This is a genomic window from Enterobacter cloacae complex sp. FDA-CDC-AR_0132 (assembly GCF_003010695.1).
In the GTDB taxonomy this organism is placed as follows: Bacteria; Pseudomonadota; Gammaproteobacteria; order Enterobacterales; family Enterobacteriaceae; genus Enterobacter; species Enterobacter ludwigii.
Map to the genome: position 1 here is coordinate 3738946 of NZ_CP027618.1, position 16568 is coordinate 3755513.

Genomic DNA, 16568 nt, shown 5'->3' on the forward strand with positions numbered 1-16568 from the left:
AAAGGTCCAAATCCAGAATAATTATTTCGCACAGGCGCATAAAAATGGTGGATCACACTAAGGCGCGGGATTTTACGGAGTGTCACGAAAGCATGCAATGACGTGGGGCCGAATTTCAAAAAAAAGTAACAAAAAAGGCGGCATTGCGCCGCCTCGGGTCAACCGTTCTGTTACTTGTACAGGTCGGCGCTGATGGTCACGTTGTTACCACGTTCCTGCCACTGGCGGGTGATGTGGTAATACTTCGCCCCTTTCTTCGCCGCACGTTTCGCGACCTGATAAGAGACTTCCGTCATGTTGCCGTAGTTGCCGGTAAATTTAATGCTGTCGAACGGCACCATCTGCGCTGCAGTGGCTTTGTTCAGCTCTTCAATTTTGGTTCCGTCTGGCAGGGTAACGGAGTAACGGCCACCTTTGGTGGATTGTGTTTCGAAGAAACGGCCCACTTCAGCGCTTGGTGCGGCAGAGGTGGCTACGCCTGGAATTTCCACTTTCTTCGCTTCTTCACCGCCTTTCGCTATCGCCGCACGACCCGCTTCGGAATCAGCAGGAATAGCGTCCGGGCTTTGCAGAACGCGTTTCTTCGCATCTTCTTTATAGATGAACGCGGTAATGCGCTGGTTGCCACCCTGGTTAGCATCGACCTGACGCACGATAAAGAAAGAGTACGCGCCTTTTTCTTTTGCGGCTTTGGTGATGGCATCGTTCACTTCAGGCTGGCTGCGATAGAAGCCCTGCACGGTGACGGTGTCATAAGGTTCCAGCTCAATCGCCTGATCTTTCGGTAATTCAACGACGCCGTTAATCACGCGGTTTTTCGGTGCGTCAGCTTTCGGCGCATTGTCTTTATACAGCGCAATCGTCACGCGCTGGTTACCGCTGTTGCCGGAGTCAGACTGATCAACAACGTAAAACGAGGCCGCACCGTTTTTATCGGCGGCTTTTGATGCGGCGGCGACGGCATCGCCAATAGAATTATAACGACCCACAATGACCGTATGGTCAAAAGGTTTTAACGCTGCCGCTTGCTCCGGCGTTAACTCTGTCGCGGCATTCGCAGACAGGGCGGTCGCGGAGAGAAGTGCGGACGCCAGGAGTGTGTTCTTAAGCTTCATAAAAATAATCCTTCGCCTTGCGCAAACCATGTACTGGTATTGTTGTTAATTTGAGACGGTCCCGATTATGGCATTTAAAACCCGTCGCTGTCTGCGCCATTTTTCACAGCCTGTGCTCACTGAATCATCTGATTTGATAACATTTAGTGATATGTTGAAAAAACAGGCGTCTGACAAGCAAAACTGATAAAGCTTATGACTTTTACAAGTTAATTTAATGTTAATAAGTTGTTCTCTAATGGCGCTATATCATGTTTTTACCGCTTCGCTTGCGCTATTTATCGGTCTCAGCGATGAATTTAAGGTAAATATCACTGTCAGCGACGCAGATCACTTATTTTTCACAGATAAAGTAAGAAATAGTGTTTTCTGGCGGTAGATCACGGGCGTTATTTTCAGTAGGTTATAGAAAGTTTGTTACTGTTTTATTTTCTGGGGTTAATCATATGTCGTCGCTGTCCTGCTGGCGAAAGTTGATACAAACCGCGGGCATTTATCGACAAACCATCATCAAAAACCGATGGAAGGGAAAACTATGCGTATTGGGGTACCAAAAGAACGGTTAGCCAATGAAACCCGCGTAGCGGCAACACCGAAAACGGTGGAGCAACTGCTTAAACTGGGTTTTACCGTCGCAGTTGAACGCGGCGCGGGCAAACTGGCGAGTTTCGATGACGAGGCCTTTATTCAGGCTGGCGCGGAAGTGGTGGACGGTGCTGAAGTCTGGCAGTCGCCCGTTATTCTCAAGGTTAATGCGCCGGAAGAGAGCGAGATTGAACTGCTGAATCCTGGCACGACGCTGGTGAGCTTCATCTGGCCTGCACAGAATCCTGAGTTGATGGAGAAGCTGGCAGCACGTGGCGTGACCGTGATGGCCATGGACTCCGTGCCGCGTATTTCGCGCGCGCAGTCGCTGGATGCCTTAAGTTCCATGGCGAATATCGCCGGTTACCGCGCGATTGTTGAGGCGGCGCATGAGTTTGGTCGCTTCTTTACCGGTCAGATCACCGCGGCAGGGAAAGTGCCTCCGGCGAAAGTGATGGTGATTGGCGCGGGCGTGGCGGGTCTTGCGGCTATCGGCGCGGCAAACAGCCTGGGCGCTATCGTACGCGCTTTTGACACCCGTCCTGAAGTAAAAGAACAAGTCCAAAGTATGGGTGCCGAATTCCTTGAGCTGGACTTCAAGGAAGAAGCGGGCAACGGTGACGGTTACGCGAAGGTCATGTCCGAAGCCTTTATCAAAGCGGAAATGGAACTCTTCGCCGCGCAGGCCAAAGATGTCGACATCATTGTCACTACCGCGCTTATCCCCGGTAAACCCGCGCCGAAGCTGATTACCCGTGAGATGGTTGACTCAATGAAGTCGGGCAGCGTGATTGTGGACCTGGCGTCGCAGAATGGTGGCAACTGTGAATACACCGTGCCAAATCAGGTGACCACAACTGCTAACGGCGTGAAGGTGATCGGGTATACCGATTTGCCGGGCCGTCTGCCAACGCAGTCTTCTCAGCTGTACGGTACCAACCTTGTTAACCTGCTGAAACTGCTCTGCAAAGAGAAAGACGGCAACATCACCGTTGATTTTGACGATGTTGTTGTGCGTGGCGTAACGGTGGTGCGTGAAGGCGAAATCACCTGGCCTGCGCCACCGATTCAGGTGTCCGCGCAGCCTCAGGCGGCACCGAAAGCGGCGCCTGAGTCTAAAGAGCCAGCTAAACCGGCTTCTCCGTGGCGCAAGTACGCGATCATGGCGCTGGTCATTATTCTGTTTGGCTGGCTGGCAGACGTCGCGCCGAAAGAATTCCTCGGCCACTTTACCGTCTTCGCGCTCTCGTGTGTGGTGGGGTACTACGTCGTGTGGAATGTCTCTCATGCGCTGCATACGCCACTGATGTCGGTCACTAACGCCATCTCCGGGATTATCGTGGTCGGGGCGCTGCTGCAGATTGGCCACGGCGGCTGGGTAAGCTTCCTGAGCTTTATCGCGGTGCTGATCGCCAGTATCAATATTTTCGGTGGGTTCACCGTGACTCAGCGCATGCTGAAAATGTTTCGTAAAGGCTAAGGGGTAGCATATGTCTGGAGGATTAGTCACAGCCGCATACATTGTTGCTGCAATCCTGTTTATTTTCAGTCTGGCGGGGCTTTCCAAACACGAAACGTCTCAGCAGGGAAATAACTTTGGTATCGCCGGGATGGCGATTGCGCTGATTGCCACCATCTTCGGGCCGGACACCGGCAACGTTGCATGGATCCTGGTGGCGATGATCATCGGTGGCGCGATTGGTATTCGCCTGGCGAAACGCGTTGAAATGACCGAGATGCCGGAGCTGGTGGCCATTCTGCACAGCTTCGTGGGGCTGGCGGCGGTGCTGGTGGGCTTCAACAGCTATCTGTACCACACACCCGGTCTGGAACCGATTCTGGTCAACATCCATCTGACGGAAGTGTTCCTCGGCATCTTCATTGGTGCGGTGACCTTCACCGGCTCAATTGTCGCGTTCGGCAAACTGCGCGGTAAGATCTCTTCTAAACCGCTGATGCTGCCAAACCGTCACAAGCTGAACCTGGCGGCGCTGGTCGTGTCCTTTGTGCTGCTGGTGGTCTTCGTGCGCACTGAAAGCGTGGGCCTGCAGGTGCTGGCGTTACTGGTGATGACCCTGATTGCTCTGGCCTTTGGCTGGCACCTGGTGGCCTCTATTGGTGGTGCCGATATGCCAGTGGTTGTCTCCATGCTGAACTCCTACTCCGGTTGGGCCGCGGCGGCGGCAGGCTTCATGCTGAGCAACGATCTGTTGATCGTCACCGGTGCGCTGGTCGGTTCTTCTGGTGCGATCCTGTCTTACATCATGTGTAAGGCGATGAACCGTTCGTTTATCAGCGTTATCGCGGGTGGCTTTGGTTCTGACGGCTCCTCAACCGGTTCTGATGAAGAAGTGGGTGAGCACCGTGAGATCACCGCGGAAGATACTGCAGAGATGCTGAAAAACTCACACTCGGTCATCATTACCCCAGGCTACGGCATGGCGGTGGCGCAGGCTCAGTATCCGGTTGCGGAGATCACCGAGAAGCTGCGTGCGCGTGGTATCAAGGTTCGCTTTGGCATTCACCCGGTAGCGGGGCGTCTGCCAGGCCACATGAACGTGCTGCTGGCGGAAGCGAAAGTGCCTTACGACATCGTGCTGGAGATGGATGAGATCAACGATGATTTCACCGATACCGACACCGTCCTGGTTATTGGTGCCAACGACACCGTTAACCCGGCGGCGCAGGACGATCCGCGTAGCCCAATCGCCGGTATGCCGGTTCTGGAAGTGTGGAAGGCGCAGAACGTGATTGTCTTCAAACGTTCCATGAACACCGGTTATGCAGGGGTTCAGAACCCGCTGTTCTTTAAAGAGAACACGCACATGCTGTTTGGCGATGCAAAAGCCAGTGTCGATGCTATTCTGAAATCGCTGTAAATCAGCGACAAAAAAACCGCCGTTTCCGGCGGTTTTTTTATGTCTGAACTTAGTCGTCTTCCGGGTCGTCCAGTTCAACCGGTGTCTGATACTCATCCGGCTTGATGACCAGCAGGTCACAGCGCAGATGGTCGATCACCTGTTCGGCGGTATTGCCCAGGAACGCGGCAGAAATACCGGTCCGGCCAATGGTACCCAGTACCACAATCCCCGCCTGCAGATGTTCTGCTAAATCCGGGATCACCTCTTCAGGTAACCCTTTTTCCACATGTGTCATTTTCTCATCAATGCTGAATTTCTGGCGTAACGCCTTCATGGCCAGCAGGTGCTGCCCCCGGATCGCATCGTTATACACGCTCGGGTCAAATTCAGGCAGCTCGATAGCAATATTAATCGGTGTTACCGGGTAAGCGCCCACCAGATGGACTTCAGTGTGGTTAACCTGTTCGGCAAGCTGGATCGTCTCCTTGACCAGCTTTTCATTGAGCGAATTGTGGTAATCCTCCTCGCTCGCCAGGTTGACCGCCACGACGGCCTTGCCGCCTTCTGGCCACGGCTGGTCTTTTACCATCCACACCGGGCAAGGGCATTTACGCAGCAGGTGCCAGTCGGTAGGGGTAAAGATCACGGATTCCAGCTTGTCGTGCTGGTGCGCCATTTTCAGCAACAGGTCGTGCCCACCGGCGACCACTTCCTGGATAATGGCTTCGAAAGGTCGGTTATGCCAGACCACTTTAATATCGATAGGAACACCCGCTTCCAGGTAATATTTGGCCTGTTCACGGATCCACGCGGTACGCTGGCTGATCACTCCCTGACGCATTGCGGTGCGTTCGTCAGGCGACAGAAGGGTGGTCATCTCATATGAGAAGTCATAGATCGGCAAAAACGCTTTGATTTTGCCACCAATCCGTTGATGTAGATACACAGCACGTCGTAATGCCGGCTGATCGTCCTGGTTAGGATCGATAGCCACCAGCATGTTTTGATACTTTGCCATACAGGTCTCCTTACTACTGTCACCACAGTCTGTAATTAAAAGAGTAACCTATATATCTTGAATGAAACAGGGGGGAAGTTTTTGTCAGATCAATAAATCATGAAAATCTGTCACAGAAACAGAACCGTTGTCGTTACCGCGATAAAGGCAATCAGCAGCAGTACCATCACCGCAATCGCAAACGTCGTTGAATCCTGTACGTAGGTTTTTTCTTCACCCTTCATTGGCCCGACAAGCATGATCCAGATGAATATGAAGGTCACTGAGGCGATAACGACTGAAACGAAAAATAAACTTTCTCTCAATTCATAACCTCAACAAGAACCTTTCAGGGACTGAGTGGGGCGGTGCCAGGGAAACGTGGTGAAACGGAAGTGGTGACGTACCAGACCAATAAATCATAAAAATTTATCGGTCTGGCATCAATCATGCGGGGGCGTTATGCCACGTTGCGGGAGTGACCGGCAAGAACGGCCAGAGCTTCACCGTTTTCGATGGTAATGTATTTACCCTTAACGGCCAGCATTCCGCTTTTCTGGAAACGACCCAGCAGGCGGCTGATGGTTTCCACGGTCAGGCCCAGGTAGTTACCGATATCGCCACGTGTCATGGTCAGACGGAATTCACGGGGGGAGAAACCGCGCTCCGCGAAGCGGCGTGAGAGGTTATAGATAAACGCGGCCAGGCGTTCTTCTGCATTCTTTTTGGAAAGCAGCAGAATCATGTCCTGATCGCCTTTGATCTCACCGCTCATCAGACGCATCATCTGCTGACGCAGATTGGGCATTTTGCCTGAGAGATCGTCCAGCGTTTCAAACGGGATTTCGCAAACCATTGAGGTTTCCAGCGCCTGAGCAAAGCTCGGGTGATGGCCAGTACCGATGGCATCAAAGCCAACCAGGTCACCCGCCAGATGGAAGCCGGTGATCTGCTCATCACCCTGTTCAGTGATGGTGTAGCTTTTGATGGTGCCAGAACGGATAGCATAGAGCGATTTCAGTTCGTCTCCCGCTTTAAACAGCGTCTGCCCTTTCTGAATAGGCTTTTTGCGCTCGATGATATTATCAAGCTGATCGAGTTCATGCTCATTCAGGGTAAACGGGATACAGAGCTGGCTGATGCTGCAATCCTGGCAATGGATAGCACAACCGCCAGACTGAATGCGTCGTATAATTCGCTTTTCCGGGATCATAGGTTTGCTCAAGCCTTAATTGATATTGGTCAATTTTAACATCTTTTTGGTAAGTACGTAAGCCTGCCAAACCATCAATAAGGACAAGAGACGGCAACCTGTTGCCATCTTCTTGAAATTCCACAGCTTGATTATGGATTTTTAGCCTAACCGGAAGAAAATTAAGCACTAAAAGCCTGGAAACTAGAGCAGGAGATACCCCTCGTGACGCAGTAACCACTCCTTGCGCTGCACGCCACCGGCATAGCCGGTCAGGGTGCCGTTGCGGCCAATCACGCGGTGGCAGGGGACCACAATACTGACGGGGTTAGCGCCATTTGCCGCGCCGACCGCGCGGGCCGCGCCGGCACGGCCGAGCTGCCCGGCGAGCTGGCCGTAATGCATGACCTGTCCGCACGGAATACTGCGCAGCGCCTGCCACACTTCGCGCTGGAAAGGTGTGCCTGCCGTGGCGGTCGGCAGGGTGTCAATGATGCTGAGATCGCCCTCGAAGTACGCCGTCAGTTTGTCGCTCAGGCCGCCGGGGTTGGTGGCGCTGATACGTTCATAACCCTGCGCGCGATAGTGCACGTTGAGCAACGTGTCCATCCTGTCGCTGTGTTCTTCCCACTCAACGGCGCGCAGACAGAACTGCTCGTCTGCAATCACCCACAGTGGACCAAGCGGCGTGGCAATTTTATCTTCGAGTAATCTCAGCATCGTTAATCCTTTAGTGCAGCCTTGGGTAAATCCCCGGCCCAATCGGCAGACCGACAAGATACCATGCCACCAGCATCACCAGCCATACCCCTAAAAAGATAAGCGGATAGGGTAAAACCAGCGAATAGTAGGTACCCAGTTTTGCCTCTGGTTTATAGCGCTGCAGGAAGCCTAAAAACAGCGGAACAAACGGTGAGACCGGTGCCAGCGGGATGACGGAGGAGTCTGCGATACGGAACAGGATCTGGGCAAACGCCGGGTGGAACCCCAGCATCATAAACATCGGCACAAAGATGGGGGCCAGAATCGACCAGATTGCCGAGCCGCTGGCGATAAACATGCACAGCAGTGACGACAGCAGCGCAAGGCCGACAAATGCCGGGACGCCGCTTAACCCCGCCGCTTCCAGCGCATCGGTCAGCCCCACGGCCATAAATTTGCCCATGTTGCTCCAGTTAAACATCGCCACGAACTGCGCCAGCGGGAACACCATCACAATAAAGCCCGCCATCTCTTTCATGGGTTCGATCATCAGCTGCGGCAGATCGCCCTGACGGCGAATTTTGCCGGTGGCGATCCCATAGGCGAGCGAAACGACAAAGAAAAACAGAATAATCAGCGGCACAATGCCCTGAATAAACGGCGAGGGGAGAACGGTATGTTTAACCGGATCGCGCAGGATGCCGTTTTCCGGTACCACCATCAGCGCGACCGCGGCAATAAACGCCAGCGAGACCACGCCTGCCACGCGCAGGCCAACGCGTTGCTCTTTACTCAGCGTCTCCAGCTTCTCATCACTTCGGCCTTCCCATTTCCCTAAACGCGGCTCAATGAGCTTATCGGTAATCAGTCCGCCCACCAGGGTCAGCAGGACCACCGAGCTGGCCATAAAGTACCAGTTGTCGATGACGCTGACGTGCATCGCGGTGTCGATGGTTTTGGCCGCCTCCGTGCTGATGCCTGAGAGCAGGACATCGGTGGTCACGATCAGCAGGTTGGCGGTAAAGCCGCAGCCTACGCCCGCAATCGCCGACAGCAGACCCGCCACGGGATGGCGTCCGACGGCGAGGAAAATCAGAGCGCCCATGGGCGGCATGATCACCAGCGCGGCATCAGAGGAGATGTGGCTAAAGAAGGCGATAAACAGCACCATGTAGCTGGCGTAACGTGCGCTGACGTGGGAGGCCATTTTCACCATCAGCGCCGGTAACAGACCGACACGCTCGGCAAGCCCGGCGCCCAGTACCAGCGCCAGAATGGCCCCCAGCGGGGCGAAGCCGCTGAAGTTTTTAACCACATTCGGTAAGAACCAGTGCAACCCTTCGACACTTAACAGGTTCTTGACCGCCACCATACTGCCATCGGCCGGACTGCGCACGCTGACATCAAAGGCGGACAGCACCGCTGTCGCCACCATCAAAACCACGATCAACCAGATAAAAAGCAGGAAAGGGTGCGGCACTTTATTGCCGATCCTTTCAACCCAGCCATAGAGCTTACCGGATGGGGAATGCGAAGGTATGGAAGACATACTCATGGGCGTTCCTCGGGACTGTTGTTGTGTTGTTGTGTTGTGTTTTATTATTTTAAAGGTGACGGTGTCACGCCTGACGGAATCGGACACACGTACGGTTTTTCGGTGATTTGTTGTTCGAACTCTTCCCGGCATTGTTGCAGCAGCGTTGCATCCTGGAGCAGATTTAGCGCGGTTGCGCCCACCACTTTTCCGGCCAGCAGCATGCCCTTATGAGCAATCGAGGTTCGCCCCTGAGCCACGAGTTGCCAGGTATGCAAAGGCGTTCCGATGGTAAAGCAGGGGCTGAAACACTGTGCCACCGGCATTTTCCAGCTGACATCGCCCACATCGGTTGACCCGGCCAGTACGTTATCGGTAATGGCGTAAGGTGCGACCTCATCTGTCAGTAACATCTCCTGCTGACGGCGCGCAAAAGCGTTACCGGCTTCTCCCCCCGTCGCGGCAATGTTCTTCAGGCTGTTTTGCAGGTCATTTGGCGTTAGCGTGGCACGAATATCCTGCGCAAACTGGCGCTCCTCTTCCGTCCACTCTGGCGTGCCGTAATGCTGCAGGGCGCGATACATCGCCGCTTCGAGCGTGCGATTGGGCAGGTAGCTGGAGCAGGCTTTATCAAAGCGACACGCAACGGTGGTTTCGGTCATCATTGCCGCGCCCTGAGCGATTTTCTCGATACGTTCGTAGATCTGCTGCGCATCGGCCATTTCCGGCGCGCGGATCAGATACAGCACTTCAGCCTGCGCCTGCACCACGTTGGGTGAGATTCCACCGGTATCGGTGATAGCGTAATGAACGCGCGCTTTCTCAATGATGTGTTCGTTGAGAAAATTGGTGCCGGTGGTCATCAGCGTTACGGCATCCAGCGCGCTACGCCCCAGATGTGGCGAGTTAGCAGCATGTGCCGCCACGCCGTGAAACCGCCAGGCGGCCTGAATATTGGCCAGCGTGCTGACGTTAAACATGCCGGCAAATGCTTCAGGGTGCCAGGTGACGGCGGCATCAACGTCATCAAACAAACCTTCGCGCACCATAAAGGTTTTCCCTGAACCACCTTCTTCACCAGGACAGCCGTAGAAACGCACGGTGCCGCTCCCCCCGTGCTGCTCCAGCCAGCTTTTCACCGCAATGGCACCCGCCAGCGCTGCCGTTCCCAGCAAATTGTGGCCACAGCCGTGGCCGTTGGCACCCGGCGTGGCGGACTGTGCCGTCGCGCAATGTGCCTGCTGGCTCAATCCGGCCAGAGCATCATATTCCCCCAGCAGGGCGATAACGGGTTTACCGCTGCCGAAGCTGGCGATAAAGGCATTCGGAATCCCGCCGGCTTCACGGGTCAGGGTGAAACCTTCCGCTTCCAGCGCGCCGGCAATCCGTTCCGCGGACCAGAACTCTTCAAAACGCGTTTCAGGGTGATCCCAGATGTCGTCGGCAATGCCGGTTAACAGCTGACATCGCGTGTCGATGGCATCGGCAATAAAAGCGTAGTTCTCCTGCATTACACACCTCGCGTCCACGGGAAATTAAGCGCAGTGCGCGCCAGCGTTTCGATAGCGAGGTTCATGACCTGCTCATCGAAATCAAATTTTTCATTGTGATGACCTGCGCTTAACTCGGTACCGAACACCATATACGACGCCATTCCGCCGTTCTGCTGCACGCGGGCCATCATCAGCGTCGCGTCTTCGGAACCTGCGGGGGCGTTGACTCTGTCAATGGCCTGCACCACACCGGTAACCTGACTTGCCTGCTGGCGCAGATAATCTACCCAGGCCGGTGTAGGGGCACTGGCGGTGGCGGCGCCCATCAGACGCATCTCGACGCTCACGCCGTAGAGTGCCGCCGCACCGGTAATCACGGCCTGCGCGCGTTCAAAGACGTACTGGTTAATGGATTCGCTTACGCCGCGGGTTTCAACCCTGAGCAGGGCGTTAGCTGGCACGACGTTGCGTCCGCTGCCGGCCTGCATCACGCCGACATTCACCCGCGATGCACCTTCGCTGTGTGGGGCAATGCTGTGAAGCGCGATAGCGGCCTGAGCTGCGGCGAGCAGGGCATTACGGCCGTCCTCCGGTTTACCGCCGGCGTGTGCGGCAACCCCGGTAAAATGCGCATCGAACTTGGTGGTGGCCATAAAGTTATCGCTGCCGCAAATCACCACACCGGCGGGCACACCGGTGCCAATGTGAATCGCGGTGAAGTAGTCCACGTCGTCGAGCGCCCCGGCGGCCACCATGGCGCGAGCGCCTCGGGTGCCTTCCTCGGCAGGCTGGAAGATCAGTTTGATGGTGCCATTGAGTTGCGATTCATTCTGCTTAAGCATGTGCGCCAGCCCCAGACCAATGGTGGTGTGGCCATCGTGGCCGCAGGCGTGCATCATCCCCGGGTTGCAGGAGGCAAACCCGTCGCGGAACGGGCGATGGCTGTCATCGAGTGCTTCGCTTAAATCCAGCGCGTCCATATCCACGCGAAACGCCAGCGTCGGGCCTGGCCGGCCGGTATTCAGGGTCGCCACAATGCCGGTAAATCCCCCTTCAAACGGGGCCAGCCATTTCTCTGGTGCGCCTTGCGCCCGGGCGCGGGCAAACTCTCGCGCCAGCGTGGCGTCATCGGGTAATCCCATACGGCTTTCGGCGTCCACCACGTCGCGGCCCATCGCCAGCGAATAACCCAGCTGGTCTAAGATTTCCGCGACTTTCGCCGCCGTGCGAAATTCGAGCCATCCGGACTCCGCGAAATGGTGAAAATCGCGACGCCATGCGCTCAGTTGTGGGGCTAATGTCTGGATGTACTGCGCCAGTGATTCCATATCTCTTCCTGTCATCATTAAAATATGTGAACTGCTTCACGCTGTGATAGTTTTTACTTATCACTAACCGTTTTTTCACAGTTTTAACCGTTCAGGAATTACCCTCGCACATCCATTTCCATTAAAGTAGATGACAGTTTCTTTACTCTGATAAACAACGGTTATCGGTCGGGCTATGTCATTTCAGATTAAATTTCATCAAATCCGGGCGTTTGTTGAAGTCGCGCGTCAGGGCAGTATCCGCGGTGCCAGCAGGACGCTTAATCTTTCGCAACCGGCGCTGACCAAATCGATCAAAGAGCTGGAAGAGGGGATGGCGGCGCAGCTGTTTGTGCGCAGGAGTAAAGGCGTCGCATTGACCGAATGTGGGGAAGGGTTTTACTCGCGCGCCAGGCTGATTCTGGAAGAGTTACGCGCGGCGCAGGATGATATCCGCCAGCGCCAGGGGGAACTGGCCGGGCAGATTAACATTGGAATGGGAGCCAGTATTTCGCGAAGCCTTATGCCCGCGGTGATCACCCGCTTTCATGCACAACATCCGCAGGTAAAAGTCCGGATTATGGAAGGGCAACTGGTGTCGATGATCAATGAATTACGCCAGGGCGAGCTGGATTTCACCATCAACACCTATTATCAGGGGCCGTACGATCATGAGTTTACGTTTGAAAAATTGTTTGAAAAGCCTTTCGCCGTATTTTGTCGGGAAGGGCATCCGGCGACGGGCGCGACATCCATTACCGAATTGCTGAATTATAACTGGACAATGCCGACGCCACGCGGGAGTTATTATAAGCAATTAGAAGATGTGTTTACTCATCGCTCGCAAATACCGCGCATTGACGTTGTTTGCGAAACGTTTTCTTCCTGCATTAGTCTTGTTGCACAAAGTGATTTTTTAAGTATCCTGCCAAAGGAACTGGGCTGTGACCCGCTGCTGGCGCACCGTCTGGTTATGCTGCCCGTTGTCGAATCGCTACCTAAAGCGGCCTATTATTTAATTCAGCGTCGTGATTCTCGTCAGACACCCCTGACCGAATCGTTAATTACGCAATTCAGAAGAGAGGCGCGGAAAATAGTATCGGAGTGAAGTGGGGAGTAAAATAAAAAAACAGAGCCTGTCCGACATCAGACAGACCCTACAACACACAGCAGTGCTTCCCTTCGCAGATCCTGAATGTTATATCCGTGAAGCAGGTTTATTTAATTATAACAGCCCACCCTCAAAAAGATATGTTTTAGCATCATTGATTCCACATTTTTTTAACCTAAACTTTCTGTTTTATGTGTGCTGAAATTTAAGTTAAGTCGCGTTTAACTTTTGCGAAGAAATAATTTTTATATTCATCAGGTTAATATTTATGCCCTCATCCTGGGGTAGCGGTTATTGAGGCCCATGCCTGGCGCAGGTATAGTACAGGCTCAGATGTAGCGGGAGGATGTCCATGAACCCTGACGACAAATCACTTTTTCTTGACGCCATGGAGGGTATCCAGCCCCTGAAGCGCTGCACGGATATTCACTGGCAGCCGAGCCGCAACACGCGAACGCGTCAGGAGATTGATACCGAGCAACTGGATAACTTCCTGACCCTGGGCTTCCTGGAACTTCTGCCCCTGGAGGAGCCGCTGGCGTTCAGACGGGAAGGGGTGCAACAGGGCGTTATTGATAAGCTCCGCTCGGGTAAATATTCCCGCCAGGCCAGCTTAAATCTGTTACGCCAGCCCGCCGAGCGTTGCCGGCAGATGCTGTTTTCCTTTATCCGCCAGGCTGGGCGCGATGGATTACGTAACCTGGTGATCATTCATGGAAAAGGGCGGGAGCAGAACGCCCACCCCAACGTGGTACGCAGCTATCTGGCGCGCTGGTTAACCGAGTTCGAGGAAGTGCAGGCCTTTTGCGTGGCGCTGCCGCATCACGGCGGCAGCGGAGCATGCTATGTTTCGCTACGAAAGTCTGACGAAGCGAAACAGGAGAACTGGGAACGGCACGCTAAGCGCAGCCGTTAAGCGCTTCTGGCGGGCGAGACGTTCGCCCGCCTGTCACTCAGAAGGTTTCCCAGTTGCTGTCGGTGGCGGTGTTGGCCGTTGCCGGGCGTAACAGCTGTGGGGTTTTCACCGTGGCTGGGCGGGGCGCGGTGGCTTTTTCCTTTCCGTTCAGGCGAAACGCTGCCACAGCCTGGCGCAGTTGTTCCGACTGATCTTCCAGGGCCGCCGCCGCCGTGGCGGATTGCTGTACCAGCGCGGCGTTTTGCTGTGTGACGCTGTCCATCTGCGAAACCGCCAGGCTCACCTGTTCAATGCCGCGGCTCTGTTCATCGGACGCCGACGAAATCTCGCCCATGATATCGGTCACGCGGGTCACGGCAGCGACAATCTCCTTCATGGTTGCGCCCGCTTCGCTGACCTGCTCTGAACCGGTATTCACCCGGCTGACGGAGTTCTCAATCAGCCCTTTGATCTCTTTCGCCGCCTGCGCACTGCGGCTGGCCAGCGTGCGGACTTCACCTGCGACGACCGCAAAGCCACGACCTTGCTCCCCGGCACGCGCAGCTTCCACCGCCGCGTTAAGCGCCAGAATGTTTGTCTGGAAGGCAATGCTGTCAATCACGCCGGTAATGTGCGCAATTTGCTGCGAGCTGTCGGCGATTTCGGTCATGGTACGGACAACGTTATCCACCACGTGACCGCCACGGGCCGCCGTTTCTGAAGCGTTCTTCGCCAGTAGCGTAGCCTGACGGGCGTTGTCGGAGTTCTGTTTAACCGTTGCGGTAAGCTCTTCCATGCTGGCAGCCGTCTCCTCCAGCGAAGCCGCCTGTTGCTCGGTGCGGGCAGACAGATCGTTGCTTCCGGCGGCAATTTCACCTGCGCCTGTGTAAATGGAGTCGGTGCTACCACGCACGGCGCTGACGGTGGTCACCAGCGACTGCTGCATCTCATGCAGACCCGCCGCCAGCTGGCCCATCTCATTGCGGCCAGACAGGGCGATATCCTGCGTCAGATCGCCGCCCGCAATGGCGCGAATATGGTTCATAATCATGTGGAGCGGTTTTAACAGCAGGTGTTGTAAACCCTGCCAGATCACCACCAGTACCGCGATAACGGCCAGGAAGATCGCTGCCAGCGTCCATTGCATCTGGGTAAAGCTGCTCTGGTTCTCTTCGGTTGCGGCTTTCAGCAGGGTGTTGTTTTCGGCGCGCCAGCGGTTATAAACCCCTTCCATATCGTCCTGGGCCTGTTGGGCATCCAGATCGCCATAGGCCTGGTAGTTGTCGGCACGCAGATACGCAATGGAGAGACGCATCACTTCATGCATCTGGCTCCATGATTTCTGCATTTCGTCGGTTAATGCCGCGTTCTGGCCGTTAACCTGCGGCATTTTCTGCCACTCTTTGTTATAGGCTTCAGCTTTAGCCAGAGAATCAGCCGCGGTGCCAAGCAGTTTGTTGATCGCCGCAAGGGACGCCGGGTCGCGCTGGTTTTTCAGGTAGCGGATCGCCACGCGGGTGACGGTGACGCGCGTTTTGATCAGCGTGTTCACGCTGTCGCTCAGGCTCTCCTGCTGGGCATTGAGCACCCCGGAGTTCTGGAAGTTATGGCGGTCGTTGCTGACGGCAGAGTAGAACAACCCTCCCGTGACAACTTGCAACAGACAGAATATGGTGAGAGCAAAGATAATACCGGTAATCACGTGCAGATTTTTCAGCATAGCGGTCGTCCGTTAGAGAAGATGCAGGGTTACACAAATACTATCGTCGTAGAGAAATTAAACTTTAATTTAACTCGCGCTTAACTACGGGGTCTGTTAAGGAACTCGTTGTAAATCCGGATCATTTTTATGAGGAAGGTCGACATGAGCAGCATTGATAAAAGCGGGACGTACGCACTTGGGTCGCGGACGGTTAAACGGCTTGGCTATGGCGCGATGCAGCTTGCCGGGCCGGGCGTGTTTGGTCCTCCAAAGGACAAAAATGCTGCGCTGAATGTGCTCCGCGAAGCGGTGGCTGCTGGGGTGAATCACATTGATACCAGCGATTTTTACGGGCCGCATATCACCAACCAACTGATCCGCGAGGCGCTTCATCCGTACCGCGACGATCTGACGCTCGTCACCAAGATCGGTGCCCGTCGCGGCAGTGATGCCTCCTGGCTGCCGGCCTTCTCCGCGCAGGAACTGACGCAGGCGGTACATGACAACCTGCGTAATCTGCAGCTGGATGTGCTGGACGTGGTTAATCTGCGCATCATGTTCAGCGCACACGGGCCAGCAGAAGGCTCAATTGCTGAACCTCTCGCCACGCTGGCCGAGTTACAACAGCAAGGTTTGGTGCGCCATATTGGCCTGAGCAACGTCACGGCCACCCAGGTTGCGGAAGCGCAGAAGATGGTGCAGGTGGTGTGTGTGCAGAACATGTACAACATCGTGAACCGTGGCGATGATGCGCTGGTGGATTCGCTGGCGCAGCAGGGGATTGCGTATGTGCCGTTCTTCCCGCTGGGCGGTTTTACACCCCTGCAATCATCCGGGCTGCAGGCGGTCGCTGATTCGCTGGGCGTAACGGCAATGCAGGTCGCGCTGGCGTGGTTGCTGCAACGTTCGCCGAACATCCTGCTGATCCCCGGCACCTCCTCCGTGGCGCATCTGCGACAAAATCTTGCGGCGGCGGAGCTGGTGCTCCCGGCTGACGCGCTGGAAACGCTCAATTCGCTGGCGGATTAAGCCAGACAGGCATAAGCCCAAAGCAGTGCTTTGGGCTTTTTTGTC

The 16568-nt window shown here is 55.0% G+C and carries 14 protein-coding genes; 5 read left to right on the forward strand and 9 right to left on the reverse strand.

Annotated features, from left to right (window positions below):
• Positions 1–170: 170 nt before the first annotated feature.
• On the reverse strand, positions 171–1115 hold the full coding sequence (gene ydgH, locus AM379_RS18130; RefSeq protein WP_020884309.1) for a DUF1471 family protein YdgH: 945 nt from the start codon (positions 1113–1115) through the stop codon (positions 171–173).
• 535 nt (positions 1116–1650) lie between these two features.
• On the opposite strand from ydgH, the gene pntA reads away from it, so the two are divergent.
• The gene (gene pntA / locus AM379_RS18140) at positions 1651–3180 is read left to right on the forward strand and encodes a Re/Si-specific NAD(P)(+) transhydrogenase subunit alpha (protein WP_106504002.1); all 1530 of its coding nucleotides are present in this window, start codon (positions 1651–1653) and stop codon (positions 3178–3180) included.
• Positions 3181–3190: 10 nt separating this feature from the next.
• Positions 3191–4579 carry a Re/Si-specific NAD(P)(+) transhydrogenase subunit beta gene (pntB, locus tag AM379_RS18145; RefSeq protein WP_025204333.1) on the forward strand — a complete coding sequence of 463 codons (1389 nt, stop codon included), beginning with the start codon at positions 3191–3193 and terminating at the stop codon, positions 4577–4579.
• 49 nt (positions 4580–4628) lie between these two features.
• On the opposite strand, the gene uspE is transcribed toward pntB, so the two are convergent.
• From uspE to AM379_RS18180, 7 genes are all read right to left on the reverse strand, one after another.
• Positions 4629–5579 carry a universal stress protein UspE gene (gene uspE / locus AM379_RS18150; protein WP_014169827.1) on the reverse strand — a complete coding sequence of 317 codons (951 nt, stop codon included), beginning with the start codon at positions 5577–5579 and terminating at the stop codon, positions 4629–4631.
• 110 nt (positions 5580–5689) lie between these two features.
• Positions 5690–5842: a hypothetical protein gene (locus AM379_RS18155; protein ID WP_223398027.1), complete on the reverse strand. Its 153-nt coding sequence runs from the start codon at positions 5840–5842 to the stop codon at positions 5690–5692.
• Positions 5843–6018: 176 nt separating this feature from the next.
• Positions 6019–6771, reverse strand: a complete 753-nt coding sequence (gene fnr, locus AM379_RS18160) for a fumarate/nitrate reduction transcriptional regulator Fnr (protein ID WP_014070017.1) — start codon at positions 6769–6771, stop codon at positions 6019–6021.
• 183 nt (positions 6772–6954) lie between these two features.
• On the reverse strand, positions 6955–7470 hold the full coding sequence (ogt, locus tag AM379_RS18165) for a methylated-DNA--[protein]-cysteine S-methyltransferase (protein WP_020884306.1): 516 nt from the start codon (positions 7468–7470) through the stop codon (positions 6955–6957).
• A gap of 10 nt (positions 7471–7480) precedes the next feature.
• Complete coding sequence (gene abgT, locus AM379_RS18170; protein WP_020884305.1) at positions 7481–9007, reverse strand: p-aminobenzoyl-glutamate transporter; 1527 nt, start codon at positions 9005–9007, stop codon at positions 7481–7483.
• Between the two features lie 44 nt (positions 9008–9051).
• Positions 9052–10497 (reverse strand): M20 family metallopeptidase, encoded by a 1446-nt coding sequence (locus tag AM379_RS18175; protein ID WP_032678036.1) that lies wholly within the window; start codon positions 10495–10497, stop codon positions 9052–9054.
• Complete coding sequence (locus AM379_RS18180) at positions 10497–11807, reverse strand: M20 family metallo-hydrolase (RefSeq protein ID WP_032678038.1); 1311 nt, start codon at positions 11805–11807, stop codon at positions 10497–10499. The genes AM379_RS18175 and AM379_RS18180 overlap by 1 nt, the downstream gene beginning before the upstream one ends.
• 175 nt (positions 11808–11982) lie before the next feature.
• Between AM379_RS18180 and AM379_RS18185 the strand changes: the two genes are divergently transcribed.
• Entirely contained in the window at positions 11983–12894 is a 912-nt protein-coding gene (locus tag AM379_RS18185; protein ID WP_014169834.1) for a LysR family transcriptional regulator, read from the forward strand.
• A gap of 355 nt (positions 12895–13249) precedes the next feature.
• Positions 13250–13813 (forward strand): DNA endonuclease SmrA, encoded by a 564-nt coding sequence (smrA, locus tag AM379_RS18190; protein ID WP_020884302.1) that lies wholly within the window; start codon positions 13250–13252, stop codon positions 13811–13813.
• Positions 13814–13850: 37 nt separating this feature from the next.
• On the opposite strand, the gene tcp is transcribed toward smrA, so the two are convergent.
• Entirely contained in the window at positions 13851–15512 is a 1662-nt protein-coding gene (gene tcp, locus AM379_RS18195) for a methyl-accepting chemotaxis citrate transducer (RefSeq protein WP_014169836.1), read from the reverse strand.
• 144 nt (positions 15513–15656) lie between these two features.
• On the opposite strand from tcp, the gene AM379_RS18200 reads away from it, so the two are divergent.
• Entirely contained in the window at positions 15657–16523 is an 867-nt protein-coding gene (locus AM379_RS18200) for an aldo/keto reductase family oxidoreductase (protein WP_032678040.1), read from the forward strand.
• Positions 16524–16568 lie beyond the last annotated feature (45 nt).

What these genes read in the sequence shown, in the direction of transcription:
- ydgH (WP_020884309.1), bottom strand. Translation starts at nt 1,115, where the DNA reads ATGAAGCTTAAGAACACACTCCTGGCGTCCGCACTTCTCTCCGCGACC.
- pntA (WP_106504002.1), top strand. Translation starts at nt 1,651, where the DNA reads ATGCGTATTGGGGTACCAAAAGAACGGTTAGCCAATGAAACCCGCGTA.
- pntB (WP_025204333.1), top strand. Translation starts at nt 3,191, where the DNA reads ATGTCTGGAGGATTAGTCACAGCCGCATACATTGTTGCTGCAATCCTG.
- uspE (WP_014169827.1), bottom strand. Translation starts at nt 5,579, where the DNA reads ATGGCAAAGTATCAAAACATGCTGGTGGCTATCGATCCTAACCAGGAC.
- fnr (WP_014070017.1), bottom strand. Translation starts at nt 6,771, where the DNA reads ATGATCCCGGAAAAGCGAATTATACGACGCATTCAGTCTGGCGGTTGT.
- ogt (WP_020884306.1), bottom strand. Translation starts at nt 7,470, where the DNA reads ATGCTGAGATTACTCGAAGATAAAATTGCCACGCCGCTTGGTCCACTG.
- abgT (WP_020884305.1), bottom strand. Translation starts at nt 9,007, where the DNA reads ATGAGTATGTCTTCCATACCTTCGCATTCCCCATCCGGTAAGCTCTAT.
- AM379_RS18175 (WP_032678036.1), bottom strand. Translation starts at nt 10,497, where the DNA reads ATGCAGGAGAACTACGCTTTTATTGCCGATGCCATCGACACGCGATGT.
- AM379_RS18180 (WP_032678038.1), bottom strand. Translation starts at nt 11,807, where the DNA reads ATGGAATCACTGGCGCAGTACATCCAGACATTAGCCCCACAACTGAGC.
- AM379_RS18185 (WP_014169834.1), top strand. Translation starts at nt 11,983, where the DNA reads ATGTCATTTCAGATTAAATTTCATCAAATCCGGGCGTTTGTTGAAGTC.
- smrA (WP_020884302.1), top strand. Translation starts at nt 13,250, where the DNA reads ATGAACCCTGACGACAAATCACTTTTTCTTGACGCCATGGAGGGTATC.
- tcp (WP_014169836.1), bottom strand. Translation starts at nt 15,512, where the DNA reads ATGCTGAAAAATCTGCACGTGATTACCGGTATTATCTTTGCTCTCACC.
- AM379_RS18200 (WP_032678040.1), top strand. Translation starts at nt 15,657, where the DNA reads ATGAGCAGCATTGATAAAAGCGGGACGTACGCACTTGGGTCGCGGACG.